This is a genomic window from Elusimicrobiaceae bacterium (assembly GCA_017520185.1).
GTDB lineage: Bacteria > Elusimicrobiota > Elusimicrobia > Elusimicrobiales > Elusimicrobiaceae > Avelusimicrobium.
Genome location: JAFXGO010000019.1, coordinates 32919 through 49505, shown reverse-complemented (window position 1 = coordinate 49505; position 16587 = coordinate 32919). Strand labels below are relative to the sequence as shown.

13 protein-coding genes and 1 pseudogene are annotated in these 16587 nt (G+C 43.0%); 8 read left to right on the top strand and 6 right to left on the bottom strand.

Features of this window, described 5'->3' with window-relative positions; all coding sequences use genetic code 11:
* The first annotated feature begins 2 nt into the window (after positions 1 to 2).
* Both IKL48_02725 and IKL48_02720 read left to right on the top strand, forming a co-directional pair.
* Positions 3 to 1739: a hypothetical protein gene (locus tag IKL48_02725; protein MBR3603588.1), complete on the top strand. Its 1737-nt coding sequence runs from the start codon at positions 3 to 5 to the stop codon at positions 1737 to 1739.
* A gap of 11 nt (positions 1740 to 1750) precedes the next feature.
* Complete coding sequence (locus IKL48_02720) at positions 1751 to 2884, top strand: type IV pilus twitching motility protein PilT (GenBank protein MBR3603587.1); 1134 nt, start codon at positions 1751 to 1753, stop codon at positions 2882 to 2884.
* 59 nt (positions 2885 to 2943) lie between these two features.
* Here IKL48_02720 and IKL48_02715 read toward each other — a convergent pair whose 3' ends face one another.
* Complete coding sequence (locus tag IKL48_02715) at positions 2944 to 4290, bottom strand: excinuclease ABC subunit UvrC (GenBank protein MBR3603586.1); 1347 nt, start codon at positions 4288 to 4290, stop codon at positions 2944 to 2946.
* Between the two features lie 166 nt (positions 4291 to 4456).
* Here IKL48_02715 and rpsT point away from each other — a divergent pair, with 166 nt between their 5' ends.
* On the top strand, positions 4457 to 4771 hold the full coding sequence (gene rpsT, locus IKL48_02710; protein MBR3603585.1) for a 30S ribosomal protein S20: 315 nt from the start codon (positions 4457 to 4459) through the stop codon (positions 4769 to 4771).
* Between the two features lie 117 nt (positions 4772 to 4888).
* On the opposite strand, the gene holA is transcribed toward rpsT, so the two are convergent.
* Genes holA through IKL48_02690 form a run of 4 tightly spaced genes read right to left on the bottom strand, consistent with a single transcriptional unit; the run spans position 4889 to position 9934 of the window.
* Positions 4889 to 5902, bottom strand: coding sequence for a DNA polymerase III subunit delta (gene holA, locus IKL48_02705; protein MBR3603584.1), 1014 nt, complete (start codon positions 5900 to 5902; stop codon positions 4889 to 4891).
* A complete protein-coding gene (locus IKL48_02700) occupies positions 5902 to 6483 on the bottom strand; it encodes a hypothetical protein (protein ID MBR3603583.1) in 582 nt (193 codons plus the stop codon). The genes holA and IKL48_02700 overlap by 1 nt, the downstream gene beginning before the upstream one ends.
* A gap of 9 nt (positions 6484 to 6492) precedes the next feature.
* On the bottom strand, positions 6493 to 9006 hold the full coding sequence (locus tag IKL48_02695) for a leucine--tRNA ligase (protein MBR3603582.1): 2514 nt from the start codon (positions 9004 to 9006) through the stop codon (positions 6493 to 6495).
* Positions 9007 to 9049: 43 nt separating this feature from the next.
* Positions 9050 to 9934: a tyrosine recombinase gene (locus IKL48_02690; GenBank protein ID MBR3603581.1), complete on the bottom strand. Its 885-nt coding sequence runs from the start codon at positions 9932 to 9934 to the stop codon at positions 9050 to 9052.
* A gap of 176 nt (positions 9935 to 10110) precedes the next feature.
* Here IKL48_02690 and IKL48_02685 point away from each other — a divergent pair.
* From IKL48_02685 to metG, 5 genes and pseudogenes are all read left to right on the top strand, one after another.
* A pseudogene (locus IKL48_02685) lies at positions 10111 to 10230 on the top strand (prepilin-type N-terminal cleavage/methylation domain-containing protein).
* A gap of 440 nt (positions 10231 to 10670) precedes the next feature.
* On the top strand, positions 10671 to 11273 hold the full coding sequence (locus IKL48_02680) for an HAD hydrolase family protein (GenBank protein ID MBR3603580.1): 603 nt from the start codon (positions 10671 to 10673) through the stop codon (positions 11271 to 11273).
* A 2-nt stretch (positions 11274 to 11275) separates the two neighbouring features.
* Positions 11276 to 11914, top strand: a complete 639-nt coding sequence (gene tmk, locus IKL48_02675) for a dTMP kinase (GenBank protein MBR3603579.1) — start codon at positions 11276 to 11278, stop codon at positions 11912 to 11914.
* Entirely contained in the window at positions 11893 to 12894 is a 1002-nt protein-coding gene (holB, locus tag IKL48_02670; protein MBR3603578.1) for a DNA polymerase III subunit delta', read from the top strand. Before tmk ends, holB begins: the two co-directional genes overlap by 22 nt.
* A gap of 11 nt (positions 12895 to 12905) precedes the next feature.
* Complete coding sequence (metG, locus tag IKL48_02665) at positions 12906 to 14411, top strand: methionine--tRNA ligase (protein MBR3603577.1); 1506 nt, start codon at positions 12906 to 12908, stop codon at positions 14409 to 14411.
* 43 nt (positions 14412 to 14454) lie between these two features.
* Here metG and recG read toward each other — a convergent pair whose 3' ends face one another.
* The gene (gene recG, locus IKL48_02660) at positions 14455 to 16542 is read right to left on the bottom strand and encodes an ATP-dependent DNA helicase RecG (protein ID MBR3603576.1); all 2088 of its coding nucleotides are present in this window, start codon (positions 16540 to 16542) and stop codon (positions 14455 to 14457) included.
* Positions 16543 to 16587 lie beyond the last annotated feature (45 nt).

Here is a 16587-nt window from a genome sequence, read left to right as displayed (position 1 = left end):
ATATGAGAAAATACTGTCTCTTTGAGGGTGGAGATGTGGTGGGACCTTTCTCGGCGCAAGAGTTGTTGGCGCGCGCAGGGTTTGGTGCGCACAGTTTGGTTTGTCCCGATGAGTACAGTGATGAAGAATCTTATTGGAAGGAAGCCGGAGCCTATGAGGAGTTTGGCTTCAGCTCATCTGTGAAAGAAGCGGAAGAAGAAAACGAAGATGCCGTCACTACGGCTCAGTCTGAGCAGTTTTTAAGGGCAATGGATAATGTTATGTCTGAATTGTCTTCTCTGGAAGTTGTGGAGAAACTGCCGATCCCAACAGATGCTGCCTCTTTCCATTTACCGCAAGAAACAACCGATTCTCAAACAAGGGAGCCTCAAAAAACAGAAAATTTGCCTCACGTGGAAGAAGCATCATCTGTTCCCACGTCTTCAACGGGGCGTAAAATTTCTGCATTATTGTTGCAGGCTTCGGAAGAAATGAAGAAGCAAGATGAGCCGGCCGAGCCAAAAAAGGCCGAAGATTCTTTGAAATCTTCTTCTCAAATGCCTCTTTTGCAACCGGCGGAAGAACCTGCACCGGAAGATATACAGCCTAAAGAAGAAACAAATTGGGAAATGGAACCCGTTGCTCGTACAATTTCCAAAGTAAATCCGTTGGAAGAATATTTTAATACGATGCGCAGTGGGGATTTGGGAAATATTTTAGGTATACCCGACCCGAAAGAGAACTCAGATATGAGTTTGTCTCGCGCTATTCAAAATCAGTTTGAAAAATCAGAACCCGGCATTTCTCCGTCTTCCGAAGTGGAAGACCCGTTTGATGAGTTTGCCCCCAAATCGGCACCGGAAGAATTGGACGAAAATTTATTTTCCGATAAAACATTGATAGAATCTGATCAAGAAACGCAAGAACGTTTGATGCGTTCTTTGCCGGATTTACAGCAGGCAGCTCCTTTAAAAGTGGTTGGGCAAGGGCCTTCAAAATTAGAGGAACCGCTTCCCCCGCATCAGTTGGAAATTGCCCCTGAGCAAGACCCCGAAAAAACAGAGCCGCCCACTGAGCAAGAATTGATTGTGCCGGAACAAGAAGATGACCCCAACGATCATACCGTAAAAACAATTTTAGAGGGGACCTTGCGGGTGGATACGCAACGAAGCGAAATTCCGGAGCCGATAAAAGAAGTTCCTGCTGAAGCGACCAAACAGCCTGCAACGGCAGAACAGGCAGAAGATAGCCTGCAACACAGAGTGGTCAAACAGAAGCCTCAAAGCAAATGGAAGATGGTAGTGTTGTTGGGTGGATTGTTTGTGTTGAGCGGTATTGTTTTGAATTTGCTTATACCGGAAGAAGAAACGGTGCAACAGCCTGGCATTGAAAAGGTAGAGGTAAAGCCGGAAAAGCAAAGCCCTGTTTCTGCTAAAGAGCTCATCGCGGCGATGCAGAACCAACAAACAAAAAACCCTGTGGAGTTGGCTAAGGAAATAGTGCAACAATATTTTTTGACGCAAGAAAATGTGACGATAAGTGAATATTTGCAACAACGTTATCAAAATGAACTGCAAAGCGGTTATGCAGCCTCTTGGTCTGCAGAGCCTTTGCATAAAGATGTATATGTAGTGAAGTATCGCTTAGCCAAAACGCGGAAAGAACCGATAGTATATGTCTTTCAGGTAAATGTGGCTAAGAAAAAATTGACCGGTGCTTTAAATAATATTACACTTGATTTAGTGGGTAAGATCAGATAAGAGAGGGTTTTATGTCAGAAAACGTGCAACAAACTCAAACCGAAGAAACGGGTAAATATAAAACAATTATCATGGACGACTTGTTCCAAATAATGAAAAAGAACAACGCCTCCGATATTCACTTGACGGTCGGTGTGCCGCCGGTGCTCCGTGTGCAAGGTCGCTTGTATCAATTGGGCCAATATGAAGCCCTTACTCCGGAAACGGCACAACAACTGATTTACTCTATCATGACAGATGATCAACGTCAGACCTTTGAAGAAACCCTAGAGTGTGACTTTTCTTTCGGTTTAAAAAGTTTGGGCCGTTTGCGTGTAAACGTTTATAAACAGAAAGGTTGTGTCGCGGCGGCTTTGCGTTCCATTCCCAACGAATTTAAAACCTTTGAACAACTTGGTTTGCCGGCCGTTGTTTATAATTTGATGAAACTTAATAAAGGCTTGGTCTTGGTGACCGGTGCCACCGGATCCGGTAAATCTACCTCTTTGGCCAGTATGATTAACTATCTCAACGAAAGAGAAAGCAATCATATTATTACGGTAGAAGATCCTATTGAGTTTGTGCATCCGCATAAACGCAGTATCATCAACCAACGTGAAGTAGGGGCAGATACACATTCCTTCCAAGCGGCTTTGAAACACTTCTTGCGCGAAGATCCGGATATTATTCTGGTAGGTGAGTTGCGCGATATTGAAACTATTGAAGCCTGTTTGACATTGGCTGAAACGGGCCACTTGGTGTTTGCTACATTGCACACGAATGATGCTATCCAATCTATTAACCGTATTATTGACGTCTTTCCGCCCAATCAGCAACCGCAGGTTCGCACGCAGTTGTCCTTTGTGTTGGAAGCCGTTATCTCTCAACAACTTATACCCACTTTAGATGGAAAACGTGTTTTGGCGGCGGAAGTGTTGATTGCCAACTCTGCTGTGCGCAACTTGATTCGCGATGGTAAGGCGGAGCAAATCATGAGTACCATGCAAACCAATGCCGGTATCGGTATGGTGACGATGAACCAAACCTTAGGAGATTTGTATATTCAAAAGAGAATTTCCTTCCAAGAGGCTATGTTGCATAGTGCTGATCCCTCCGGCTTAAAGGGATACTTGACCCAAAAAACGGGACAAACTTCTTTTAAATAGAAGATCGAAACACTCTTTAAACCGCGTAAAACTTTCTGTTTTACGCGGTTTTTTGTGAATTAAGCAAGATGTCCTTTGTTGGAAAGGGTGGCTTTGTCGCGCAGTTTGCGGTGATAGGTGACGGCGAAGCGATGTACTTCATCTCGAATTTCCATGAGCATATTTAATGCAGGGTCTCCCAGAGGAAGTTTGATACTTTCTTCTTGTCCAGGCACATAAATACCTTCGTGCGTTTCTGCCAGAGAAATCATCGGAATATATAATCCCGCTTTTTCACAGGCATTTAAAGCGGCTGTAATTTGACTTTTTCCGCCATCTAATAAAATTAAGTCCGGTTTTTGTGCGGGATCTTTTTTGATTTGGCGTAAACGGCGGTATATGCTTTCCTGCATCATAGTAAAATCACTTCCGCCTTTTTCGGGCAATTTGGAGCGAATTTTAAATTTGCGATAATGTTCGTGATTTTTCTCCCCATTAACATAACATACCATGCACCCCACTGCTTCTCTCCCGAACAAGTGAGAATTGTCAAAAGCCTCAATATGCGCCGGTAATCGCGTTAGTCCAACAATGTGTGCCAAACGTTTTAATTTGTCCGAGTTAGCAATGGCTTGTGATATTTTTTCATCTTTATATTCTCCCACAATTACACGCTCTCTCATGTGGTCTAAGGCTTGTAAAAAGTTGCGGTAGACGGCGGCTTGTTCGTATTTCATTTCATCGGAAGATGCTTTCATTAAAGAGGTGATTTGTTGGGTAATATCTTTAAAATCTCCTTCTAAAAATAGGGCCATTCGTTGAGCCACCTGCCGGTAGTCTTCGTAGGAAATTTTACCTGTGCATGGGGCAGAACATTGCCCCGTGTGAAAGTAAAGACACGTATTTATCTTATGTGGTTGCAGTTCTTTTTCGCGTGAAAAATTCCACTTACAAGGACGCAACGGGGCATATTTGCTTTTCCATAAAAAGCGCATCAAATTGCGTACGATGCTGGCTTTTGGATAAGGACCGAAAAACAAATCTTTTCCCACTGTTTTTCTGCGTACAACACTTAGGCGTGGGAAATCCTCACTCATGGATAGTTTTAAATAAGGGTATTGTTTGCCGTCTTTTCCGAGTGAATTAAAAAAAGGTTGATACTTTTTGATCAGTTTTTCTTCTAAGACTAAGGCATCGCGTTCCGAAGCGGTGGTCACATAATCAATTTTCCAAATCATGGGGAGCAGGCAGGGCAATTTCCAACCGCGAGAGTATAAATTGCTGTCTTGAAAGTACTGTTTTACGCGGTCAGCCAAGTTTTTGGCTTTTCCGACATAGATAACCGTGCCCTCTTTAGAGCGCATGATATATACACCGGCTTTTTTAGGCAACAACTCTATTCTCGGGTCCATGCCATATTCTAGCATTTATACCATTTGCCAAACAGGGGGAAAAAATGGTTTAATATACATAAGAACTGACGGGGCTTCTGGTGTGTGAAGCGGCCCGGAGTTTGATTTTCGGTTGACCCCCGTCTATAAAATAGGGTAAAATATATACCAAGAGAGATTTCTCGCGAGGAATTAATTAAAAATGGCAAAATTGAAAACTGGTAGACATACCGGCGCTTTAAAAGCGCAAAGACAAGCTGAGAAAAGAAATTCTCAGAACAAAGGCCTGATGAAAAAAGTGCGCGTCACCACCAAGAAAGTGCTCGCCGCTGTAAAGGCCGAATCCGCCACCGTAGCGGAAGACTTGAAATTGGCTGCGTCCAGCATTGATAAAGCCGCTAAAAAGAAAACCATTCATTGGAAAACTGCGGCCCGCAAAAAATCCCGCTTGGCCAAAGCCGTAAACAAAGGCGTTAAAGCTCCGGTCAAAAAGACTGCTGCTAAAAAAGCCAAATAAGTCTAAACGGATAATTTAAACCCGCCTGAAAAGGCGGGTTTTTTGTTGAGTTTTATTTATAGATTAATAAAACCTCCTGTTTTGAGGAGGTTCGGATAATAGTTTAGAGATTAATGGTTAACGACCCGGAAAAAGGGTCATTATAATTGATTTGAGTGTATTTTTGGGATCTGACGCAGTAGAGGTTTTAAAGGATTTGTCAGCCTCTATAATTTTATCTAAGGTTTTTAAAAAAGTGTCTTCGCTCGGGAAATTGCGTGCATTATTGACAAGAGAGTTTTCCCAAAACATGAGTCCAGCTGCACGTGTAATTTCGGCCGGAGCCATGCCGGCATTAGCCATGCGTTTAATACGTGCCATTTTGAGCACCGGATAAGAAATTTTGCCTAAGACACCCACAGGGTCCTCTCCGGAGTCTAAAAGTTTTTCTATCAAGTCGATGGCTTTGTTCTTGTTCATATACTGAACGGCGTTGGATAAATCAAACGGATTTTCTTCTTTTGAAAATCCAACCCCGGCCAAAACATCGCTTTTGGAAATGTTTTTGTTTTCTCGATCAGCCGTATAAAGGGCTAATTTTTCTATTTCCTGTGATAAAGCATTTAAATCTGCTCCCACTGCTTCACACAAGGTTTCTACCGCTTCAAATTCGCCCGTTAATCCTTTTTCTTTAAGGCGCTCTTTCACCCAAATAGCCAGATCGTCTCTTTTCAATTCATCAAAATTTACCAATTCTCCGTGATCGGCCGCTACTGAGGAGAGTACTTTTTCTGTTTTGAATTTTTTGCTGTCGTCATGAGTTAAAATAAGAACAGTAGTTTCTAGCGGGTTTTGCAAATAGCGGATAATAGCTTCTTTGGGATCTTTGCGCAGTTTTTCAATGCCGGTCAATATCACAAGGCGCCGTTGTGAAAAAACAGGTGCCGTATTGGCCAGAGCCAAAACTTCGGTCAAATCGGCTTTATCGGCAGAAGAACTGAAAATATTAAAATCGTCCGGTTGAACAATGGCCGTAATTTTCTTGATGATTTCCTGCTTGCGGAAAAGATCTTCCCCCGTTAGTAGATAAACGGGGGAGACCATGCCTTTAGCTAAAGATTGTTGCAGTTTGGAAATCGTAGATTTGGACATTATTGTGTGATGGTGGTGTATTGTGGGTTCTGCATGACTTTCTTTTTGCTTTCGCTCATAACAGAACCAAAACCGTCTACCGTACGTTTGACAATATCTTTGGAAAGTTTTTCCCAAATACGTTCGCGGGCTTGTTGTTCGGTCAGGCCACCCGGCAAGGTAGAGGCGGAATAAGTCTGCGTGCCTAAGAAAGCCGGCTCTCTCCAGACAGGAGTGTTGGTGGATTTGTCCATCAGCACTACATCAAGCCATACGTCCATTTTGTAGACGGTAGGAATGAGCTGGCTATCGTATTGAATAGGTACGTTTAAATAGCGCGTGATGGTGGATACGATAACCCCTTCGGCACCATTGTTTTCATTGACTACTTGATAACTGCCATTTTTTAAAAACTCATCATATAAACGAATATATAATTTGTCTTCCATAGCAAAAATTTCTGTTTTATTTAAAATAGGGCGGATAGCGATTTTGCGTATATGCTGCGGCATAATTTGGGCTTGAGGTTTATAATAGGCCCCCTCGCTGGCACAACCCACGACGCACAAAGCACATAAAACAGATAATATTAGTTTTTTCATCAAATTCTCCTATTTTTTGGGCGCTGCAATAATGCTGATAATACGCGCCGGTACCACGATGATTTTTTTGATTTCACAACCTTCCAAGTATTTTTGTACTTTTTCGGAGGACAGGGCGGCTTTTTCCATTTCTTCTTTAGAAGCAGTGGCCACGACTTTAATGCGATCTCTTACTTTTCCGTTTACCTGCACACCCACTTCTACCATTTCTTGAGCAATGATATCCGCATCGGCTTTCGGCCAAGTTTGCTTGACCAAGAAGTCTGCATGTCCGCTGGTTTGCCAAATTTCTTCGGTGATGTGTGGAGCAAACGGATGCAGTAGTTTTAAGAACGTTTCAAACGTATCTTGACTGACAGATTGCAATTTGCTGATTTCATTAAACAACACCATCAAAGCAGAAATAGCCGTATTGAAATGGAAATTTTCAATATCTTCTGTTATCTTGGCGACGGTCTTATTTTTCAAAATTTCAATTTCTTTAGGGTTGCTGGCAGTAGTTAATTTGACAGAGTCGTTCCAAGCCACAATACGGCGTAAGAAACGGGCAATGCCTTCAATCCCTTTCATGTCCCAAGGTTTGCTGGCTTCAAAGGGGCCCATAAACATTTCATACATACGGAAAGCATCGGCCCCGTATTGAGAAAGAATATCATCAGGATTGATAACATTCTTTTTGGATTTGGACATCTTTTCCACCATGGGGGATAGTTCCTCCCCAGAGGTTTTTAAGAAGGCTTTTCCATCTTTGAAATCAATTTCCTCATAGCCGTGATAATTCCCCATTTTGTCGCGGTAAGAAAAGGCCAAAATCATGCCCTGATGGCGTAATTTCTGGAAAGGTTCTTTGGTATGTACTACACCCAAATCGTAGAGTACCTTGTGCCAGAAACGAGCATATAACAGATGCAATACGGCATGTTCGGCACCGCCGATATAGCAATCCACCGGTCCGTAGGCTTTTTCAATTTCAGGATCTACTAAGGCTTGGTCATTATGAGGGTCCATATAGCGCAAATAATACCAGCAAGAGCCGGCCCATTGGGGCATGGTGTTGGTCTCACGCAAGGCAGGGCCTGCGCATTGTGGACAAGTGGTGTGTAGCCATTCTGTGGCATTGGCTAACGGAGATTCTCCGGTGCCGGAAGGCTCAAAATTTTTCATCTCGGGCAAGCGCAAGGGCAGCTCTCTCTCGGGCAAAGCCACTACTCCGCATTTTTCACAGTGGACCAAAGGAATCGGTTCACCCCAATAACGTTGGCGGGCAAACACCCAATCTCTGAGTTTATAAGTAGTCTTTCCTTGTCCAACCCCTTTTTCCTTTAACCATTCAATCATTTTGGCTTTGCTTTCGCGTACGCGCAAACCATTTAAAAAGCCGGAGTTAATCAATTCTCCGTCTCCGGTGAAGGCTTCTTCTTTCACTCCTTTTTCAGACTGAATGACTTCAATAATATCTAAGCCGAATTTTTTGGCAAAGGCATAGTCTCGCTCATCATGAGCAGGTACGGCCATAATGGCCCCTGTGCCATAACCCATAAGCACATAATCAGACGTCCAAACAGGGATTTTGTTTCCGTTGACCGGATTAATGGCATAAGCACCGGTAAATACACCGGTTTTGTCTTTATTGAGGTCGACACGTTCCAAGTCACTTTTATTAGCAGCAGCAGCCTGATAGGCGGCTACGGCCTCTTTTTGTTCGTCGGAAACGATGCGAGTCAAAATCGGATGTTCGGGAGAAACTACCATATAGGTAGCGCCGAACAAAGTGTCTGGACGGGTGGTAAAAACGGTCAATTTATCTTTAGTGCCGTCAATTTGGAAAACAACTTCCGCCCCTTTGCTTTTGCCAATCCAGTTTTTCTGCATGGCCAATGTGCTTTCCGGCCAATCTAAACCTTCTAAATCTTCCAAGAGTCTTTCGGCATAGGCGGTAATTTTTAAAATCCACTGGCGTAAGTTTTTACGTTCGATTTGACTTCCGCAACGTTCACATTTACCGTTAAATACTTCTTCATTAGCTAAGCCCGTTTTGCAAGAGGGACACCAATTTATAGGTACAGTGGACTCGTAAGCAAGGCCTTTTTTGAATAATTGTAAGAAAATCCATTGTGTCCATTTGTAATATTCGGGATCGGTAGTGTTGGTTTCGCGCTTCCAATCATAAGCTAAACCCAGAGATTTAATTTGACGGCGGAAATTGTCTACATTTTTTTGGGTAGTTTCTGCCGGATGGATACCGGTGGCAATGGCATAATTTTCTGCCGGCAAGCCAAAAGCATCCCAACCCATCGGGTGCAGTACATCAAATCCGTTCATCAATTTATAACGTGTTAAAATGTCAGAGGCGGTGTAGCCTTCGGGGTGTCCTACGTGTAAGCCCACACCTGACGGATACGGGAACATATCCAGACAATAGAATTTTTTACCTTTCGGCAGTCTGGGGGTAGAGAAAAGGTTTTCCTTTTCCCAGCGTGCTTGTTGTTTTTTATCAATTTCTTGGAAGTTTTCAATAGTCATAATCTTTATTCTACCAAATCCTATAAAATTGCGAAGAAAAATCTTATCCGCGCGGATGATATTTTTTGTGTTTGTCTTTTAAATCGCCCACGTCCAAATGGGTATAAATTTGGGTGGTGGTTAAATTGGCATGCCCCAGCATTTCCTGTAAACTGCGCAAATCTGCACCGCCTTGTAAAAGATGACTGGCAAAAGTGTGACGGAAAAGGTGTGGGTGTAATGGTTGAGAAATACCGGCCTTGCGGCCCAAAGCAGCCAAATCTTTCCATACGCTGACGCGACTGATTTTAGTGCCTCTATTGTTTAAAAAAAGTTCAGACCCCACTATTTTGCTGGCAAAATGAGCCTCTCGGACTGATAAATAATACTTAAGCCGTTGGCAACATGCAGGGTGCAACGGTACAAAGCGTTGCTTGCCTCCTTTACCAAAAGCCAACACCCAGCCTTCTTGCGTATTTACATTTTCTAAGTTCAGGTTAATCAGTTCGCTCACGCGAAGGCCGGCTGCGTACAAAAGTTCTACAATAGTTAAGGTGCGGATTTCATCAAATTTTTCTGCCGGATAAGAGAGCAACCGTTCCATTTCTTGACGCGAAAGTTGCTCCGGCAAGGATTGAGGCAATTTGGGGGATTTTAAAAAACGGGTTGGATCTTCCTGTATTTTCCCTTCTATCAGTAAGAACTTATAAAAACACTTCACCGCTTCTTGTTTGCGAAAAACACTGTTAATGGATAGTTTTTCATTTTGCTTTAATTGATAGGTATAACTGTCCAAAAACTGAGGGGGTACTTTTTCGGGAGAGAGTTCGTTGGCGGTGCAATATTCAAAATAATGTGCCACATCAGCCACGTATGCCGCAAGAGTATTGGGGCTGAGTTGACGTTCAAAAGTTAAATGATTTTTAAAATCTTCCAGCAATGCGTCCATAAAAAACCTAAATAGTTAACATAATATTATAAATATTATAGATTTTTTGGCCTTTCTTTGCTAAAAAGTACTTTAATTTTTAACACGTTTTTTTGGTACAATCTTGGAAATATGCCGAATAATCAAATTTAAAAGACTGGTTGGTGAACTTTAAATGGGTTTAAAAGGAGAGAAAAATGAAAAAAGGTTTTACTTTGATAGAACTGTTGGTGGTGGTGCTTATTATCGGTATTTTGTCGGCAGTAGCCTTGCCGAAATATACTTTAGCGGTGGAAAAAGCCCGCGCAACGGAAGTGTTGGCAAATATAAAAGTAATTGAAGACCAAATGAAACTGTATTTAATGTCTTCTACGTCCGATGCTTGTTTTTCCAATTTTACGACAGTTGATTTGGGGATAAAATTAGAAAGAGAGAACGGCGGGGGAGGCAACTGCCAAGGTTTCTTTGGTGAGTATTTATCTAAATATTTTTCTTATTACCATCCCTATATTCATGACAACGGAAAGATGTATATTGAGGTGAGCAGATTATCAGACAGCCCTTATTATAAATTTTATGTTGCAGGAACTCCCGATAATCTAATCCGTCAATGTTATACAGGACAGGATACATACGGGCGCAAGATTTGTAAACAGTTGGAAAGTTTGGGCTGGGAATATGTAGATGCTGATTTTTAAAGTTTTTTGGCTTTATTTTCGCCCCGCTTGATAGCGGGGCTTTTTGCTATAATAAAAGTATGAATGAAGATCTCTTGGCGCGTGCGCGCAAAATCAAAGTAGTCCTAACTGATATAGACGGCATTTGGACGGATGGAAAACTGCATTTTTTTCTTACGCCCGAAGGTCGCGTGGAAGAAATCAAATCTTTTAATGCCCAAGACGGCATTGCCGTTATGATGTTGCGCAGCAGTGGTATCAAAAGCGGAGTCATCACCGGCCGTCGTCATGAAACCACCATCACTCGTGCGCGTAATTTGGGCATGAACTACTTTTATCAAGGATTTTTAACAAAGTTGGGTCCGCTGGAAGATGTGCTGAAAAGGGAAAAAATTACCGCTGAAGAAGTGGCCTATATGGGAGATGATTTAACCGATTTGCCGCTATTGGAAAAAGTGGGCCTTGCCGTCACTGTGCCCAATGCCGTTGCGGTAGTCAAAGAAGCGGCTCATTTTATTACTTCCAGATGCGGCGGAGACGGAGCCTACCGCGAAATGGTGGATTTGATAGTTTCTGCACAAGAAAAAATGGAACCTATGTTGGCCGATATCCGCGCCAGCCGTTGGACGCGTCCTGCCGCAGAAGAATTGCAAATCGTCACATCTGAAGAAGGGATTTCTTAATTATGAAAGGAAAATTTATTGTTTTAGAAGGGCCGGACCGTTGCGGTAAATCGACCCAAGCCAAACTGCTTTACAACTATTTGTTAGAGCAAGGTTTTGATGTGGTACTTACGCGCGAACCGGGCGGTACGCCGGCGGCTGAAAAAATTCGCCAAATTGTGCTGGAGCCGGATTTGGATATTCGTCCTGTGGCGGAGTTGATGCTTTATGAGGCCAGCCGCGCCCAACATACGCAGGAAAAAATTATCCCTGCTTTGCAAGAGGGGAAAATTGTTATTTGCGAGCGTTATACTATGTCCACCTGTGCTTATCAAGGGTATGCGCGTGGGCTGGATTTGAAAATGATTGAAACGCTTAATGACATTGCTACTACAGGAATTAAGCCGGATTTAACACTGGTATTTTTGATGTCTGATAAATATTTTTCTTCTCGCGGAGAATATTTATTCTCCGACCGTTTGGAAAGAGAAGACCGCGAATTTAGAGAAAACATGAGACGCGGATATAAAAACATGTTGGGCCGTACCGAAAATGCTCACTTGATTGATGCTGACGGCGATGTAGATGTCATTCGGGAAAAAGTGATTTCTCTGTTAAAAGAACACCATATTACAGATTTATGTCCTTCAATGAAATCTTAGACCAAGCGGCCGCTACGCAGTACCTCAAAAAAAGTGTGATGGGGCATGTGCCCCAAGCCATGCTTTTCTGTGGTCCGTCCGGCGTAGGAAAGAAAAAAGCCGCTTTGGAGTTTGCCAAAGCACTTAATTGCCAAGATTTTATTGCTCGGCAGGAGGGGGACTCTTGTGGTGTGTGTGAGCATTGCCGCGCTATAGCAGCCGGCAGATATGCCGATGTGGTGCTGGCAGATTTTTTATATCAAGCCAGGCTGGAACTTAAAAAAGACCCCAACGATAAAAATTACGAAGAAGAATTAGAAAAGGAACTAGCCAAACAACAACGCATAAAAGTGGACACTATTCGTGATATTACGGCCAAAAGCCAACAGAAAAGTGCCATAGGCGGTTGGAAAGTATTTATCGTGGATGAGGCCCAGAGTATGCAGGCTGAAGCGGCCAATGCCTTGCTTAAATTTATAGAAGAACCGCCTCAAAAAACAGTATGGATTTTGCTAACAGATAAAAAGGCCTCCATGCTTAAAACCATTTTATCACGTTGCCAGCCTTTGCAGTTTGCACCGTTGCAGCAAAAAACGGTGGCACAACTTTTGGAGCAAGTGTCGCCAGAAACGGAAAATGCCGCGTTGGCGGCTCAATACGGGCAAGGCTCCATTACGCGGGCCCGTTATGCTGCACAAGCATTGGAACTTTTGCAATCGGCCTCACAGGGCCCCGCTTGGCCGGCTTCAGTAGCGGCTGCATTGCCGCGTACGATGGTGGCTGCGCGTCAACAGGCACAAGCAGTGCTTGATGTGCTGATTCTGGCCGTACATCAGGCGTGGGTAAAAGAGGAAAACTATTCCCAGCGCCAAATATTACAACAGATTTTAAAGAAGTTAGAAAATTACAAAATAGCCGTTTTGCGCAATGTATCCCCTGCGTTGACGGTGGAAACAGCCTTGATGAGTTTGGATAAATGCCCAATAGATCTTTTTGGCTGACGGAGAATAAAATGAGTAAGAAATTTTTTGTGACAACCCCCATCTATTACGTAAATTCCGTACCGCATATCGGTCATGCTTATACGACGATTGCTTTGGATATTTTGGCTCGTTATAAACGTCAACAAGGGGTGGATGTGCACTTCTTAACAGGTACAGATGAACATGGTGCCAATATTGAAAAATCGGCCGCCGCACAAGGGGTTTCCCCAAAGGAATGGACAGATAATGTATCGGCTCAGTACCAAGCGATGTGGAAGGTTTTAAATATTTCTTATGACGATTTTATCCGCACAACTGATGCCAAGCATGAACATGTGGTGCAGGCTATTTTTGAGAAACTCTTAAAACAAGGGGATATTTATAAAGGTTCTTACTCAGGTAAATATTGTTTGTCTTGCGAGCAATATTACGATGAAAGTGAAATGTTGGAAGGCGGTATTTGCCCTGTCCATAAACGTCCGTTGACCGAAGTGCACGAAGAAACTTATTTCTTTAAACTTTCCAAATATCAAGATGCTTTACTTAAATTCTATGCCGATAATCCGGACTTTTTAAGTCCTAAATACCGCGCTAATGAAATCATTAATTTCGTGAAAGGCGGTTTAAGAGATTTATCCGTCACCCGCACCAAAGTAAAATGGGGGGTACCGGTGGTGTCTGACCCGGCACATACTGTATATGTATGGTTTGATGCTTTGATTAACTATGTCTCCGCTACCGGAGCAGGAACGTTGCTTTGTGAAGACAAGTCCGAACATGAAGAACATTTAAAGAAAGTAGGTGCAGAAAAATTTGAAGATTTTTGGCCGGCTAATTTGCATATGGTCGGTAAAGAAATTTTCCGTTTTCACAGTGTGATTTGGCCTGCTATGTTGATGGCATTGGGCCTTCCGCTACCCAGCAAAGTGTTTGCGCACGGTTGGTGGACGGTAGAAGGGGAAAAAATGTCCAAATCTTTGGGCAATGTGGTAAACCCGGTAGAACTAGCTGAAAAGTACGGTGTTGATCCGGTGCGTGCCTTTTTATTCCGCGAAGTGCCCTTCGGTCAAGACGGTGATTTCTCTATGCAGAGTTTTAAAAATCGCTATAATTCCGATTTGGCCAATAATATCGGCAATTTGCTTTCCCGCACGTTGAATATGGCTGCCAAAAACGTAGGTGATTTGCCCGAAACGGCTGCCGCTGATTGCGCTACCGAAAAAAGAGCATTGCAAGTGGCCGCCAATATTGATGCTCAATATAATGAGCTGGCTTTTGATAAAGTATTGGAAAGCATTTACGGATTTGCCGGTGAACTCAACAAATTGGTAGATGAAAAGAAACCGTGGGAGTTGGCTAAAACCGATAAAGAGGCCGCTTCGGCAGTTTTGTTGGAATTAGTGTGCGGACTTCGTTTTATTTCTAAGTGGATTGAGCCCTTTATGCCGACGGTGGCCCAAGAAATGCAACGCCGTTTGGCGGCAGGGAAGATCGAGAAATATGCTCCGCTGTTTCCCAGATTGGAAGATAAATAAATCTTACTATAAAAAGCCTCCTTTTGGGAGGCTTTTTTATTTTTTAACTTAAATCTATTAAGTGCCAATTTTTTTGATACAATTCTATGAGCCTTTGTTTAAAAGGGGCATGTTCCTGTTTTTGAAGCAGAGGGTCTTCTTTTAAAAGTTCATCTCGGTCCTCTATAGCCCATTGTAAAATATTGTGATCTTTTAAAAGGTCCCCTGCTTTAAACTCCAATTCTCCGCTTTGGCGCGTGCCCAAAATTTCACCCGGTCCGCGCAGTTGCATATCTCGTTCACCTATTTTAAATCCGTCGCAAGTATCACAGATAATGCCCAATCTTTCACGTGCTAGGCTTGACTTGTGCTGAGGCACCAAAACGCAATGACTTTCGTGCTTGCCTCTGCCTACCCTGCCGCGTAATTGGTGCAAACTTGCCAAGCCGAAACGCTCTGCGTTTTGAATAACCATGACGGTGGCATTAGGCACATCTATGCCTACTTCAATGACGGGAGTAGCTACTAAAATATCCGTTTTATGGGCGGCAAAGTCTTGCATGACACTTTCTTTTTCACTGCGGCTCATTTGTCCATGTAGCATGGCTAATTTAAACTGCGGAAAAGTTTTTTGTAATTTTTCAAATTCTTCCGTGACCGCTTTGGCGGAAATGCTTTCGCTTTCTTCAATTAAGGGATAAACAATATAGGCCTGTCTTCCTTTTTTAATTTCATTTTCTACGATATGATTGGCCTGAAATTCGTCGGCTTGGCGCGTTTGTATGGGTTGGCGTCCGGGTGGCAGTTCTGTCAGCGTGGAAACGGCCAAATCTCCGTAAAAGGCCAAGGCTAATGTGCGCGGAATAGGGGTGGCGGTCATGGTTAAAAGGTCTAAGCGGGCGGTTTTTTCTTTCAGCTTTCCGCGTTGCTTTACTCCAAAGCGATGTTGTTCGTCTATGACCGCTAAAGTTAAATTTTTAAATTTTACATCATCTTGTATCAGCGCATGAGTGCCCACTACGATGGAGATGGAGCCATCAGAAAGTCCGGCTAATATTTTCTTGCGTTCGGCTGTTTTGGTACTTGAGGTTAATATAGCCACAGGTACTTTGAGTTTATGAAGGATTTTTTGAAAGGTTAAAAAATGTTGCTCTGCCAATATTTCTGTAGGGGCCATCAGCGCGCTTTGAAACCCGTTTTCCACCGCCAGCAACATCGCCGAAAGAGCTACTATCGTTTTGCCTGAGCCGACATCTCCTTGTAATAACCGATTCATCGGCAACGGAGATTGCAAATCGGCAAAGATTTCATTAATCACTTTTTTTTGGCTATTGGTAAAATCAAAACCCAAATTTTGACGAAAAGGGGTGAGTAAATGTTTTTGGATTTGGTAAATATAATTTTTGGTGGCTATTTTATGTTGGGTGCGTTTGATACCCCAAGCGGTAGCCAAGAGTAAAAATTCTTCATATGCCAAACGGGAGCGGGCATTTTCCAACTCGGCTAGACTGTTTGGGAAATGAACCGCGCGCAAGGCTTGGTTGCTGGCCAAAAATTTGCGCTTTTGCGTTAAAGAGGGGGGTAAAATGTCCGGCTCGTTTTTGGCCTCACTTTCTTGCAAGGCTTCTTGCATAAATTGACGGAACTGTTTGTTGGTCAGGCCTTCTGTCAGACTGTAAATAGGGGTGATTCTGCCCGCATGCCACGCGCCGGCCGGATCGGAAACGGGGTAATATTCTTCTACCGTTATTTTATTGTCAAAAAAGTTGTTTCTGTTTTCTTTTCTTCCGATTACCCAAATCTCCGCATTGATTTTGAAATCTTTTTTTAAAGCAGCAAAAGGATCAAAGCGGAAGGAACCAAAAGATCGTTTTTTAAACCAAGTACATTCTATTTGACGGTTTTTTTCATCTGCCAGAAATGCTTTAAAAATTAAAACCGAACGAGCCGGAATATTTTGCACACGCAATACGCGCCCTTTAAATACCAGCAATGAAACAGGATTTAAACCGGCATTGGGGGCATTTTCTCGACGGTCTTGATAGGTGCGTGGATAATAATGCAATAAATCCGCAACGGAAAAAATTTCCAAGCGTTCAAATAATTTGGCTTTAGCCGGTCCGATTCCTTTGAGGTATTGAATGGTGCCCATACGTTTATTTTACAAATATTTGATAAAATACAAAAAAGGAGGCAC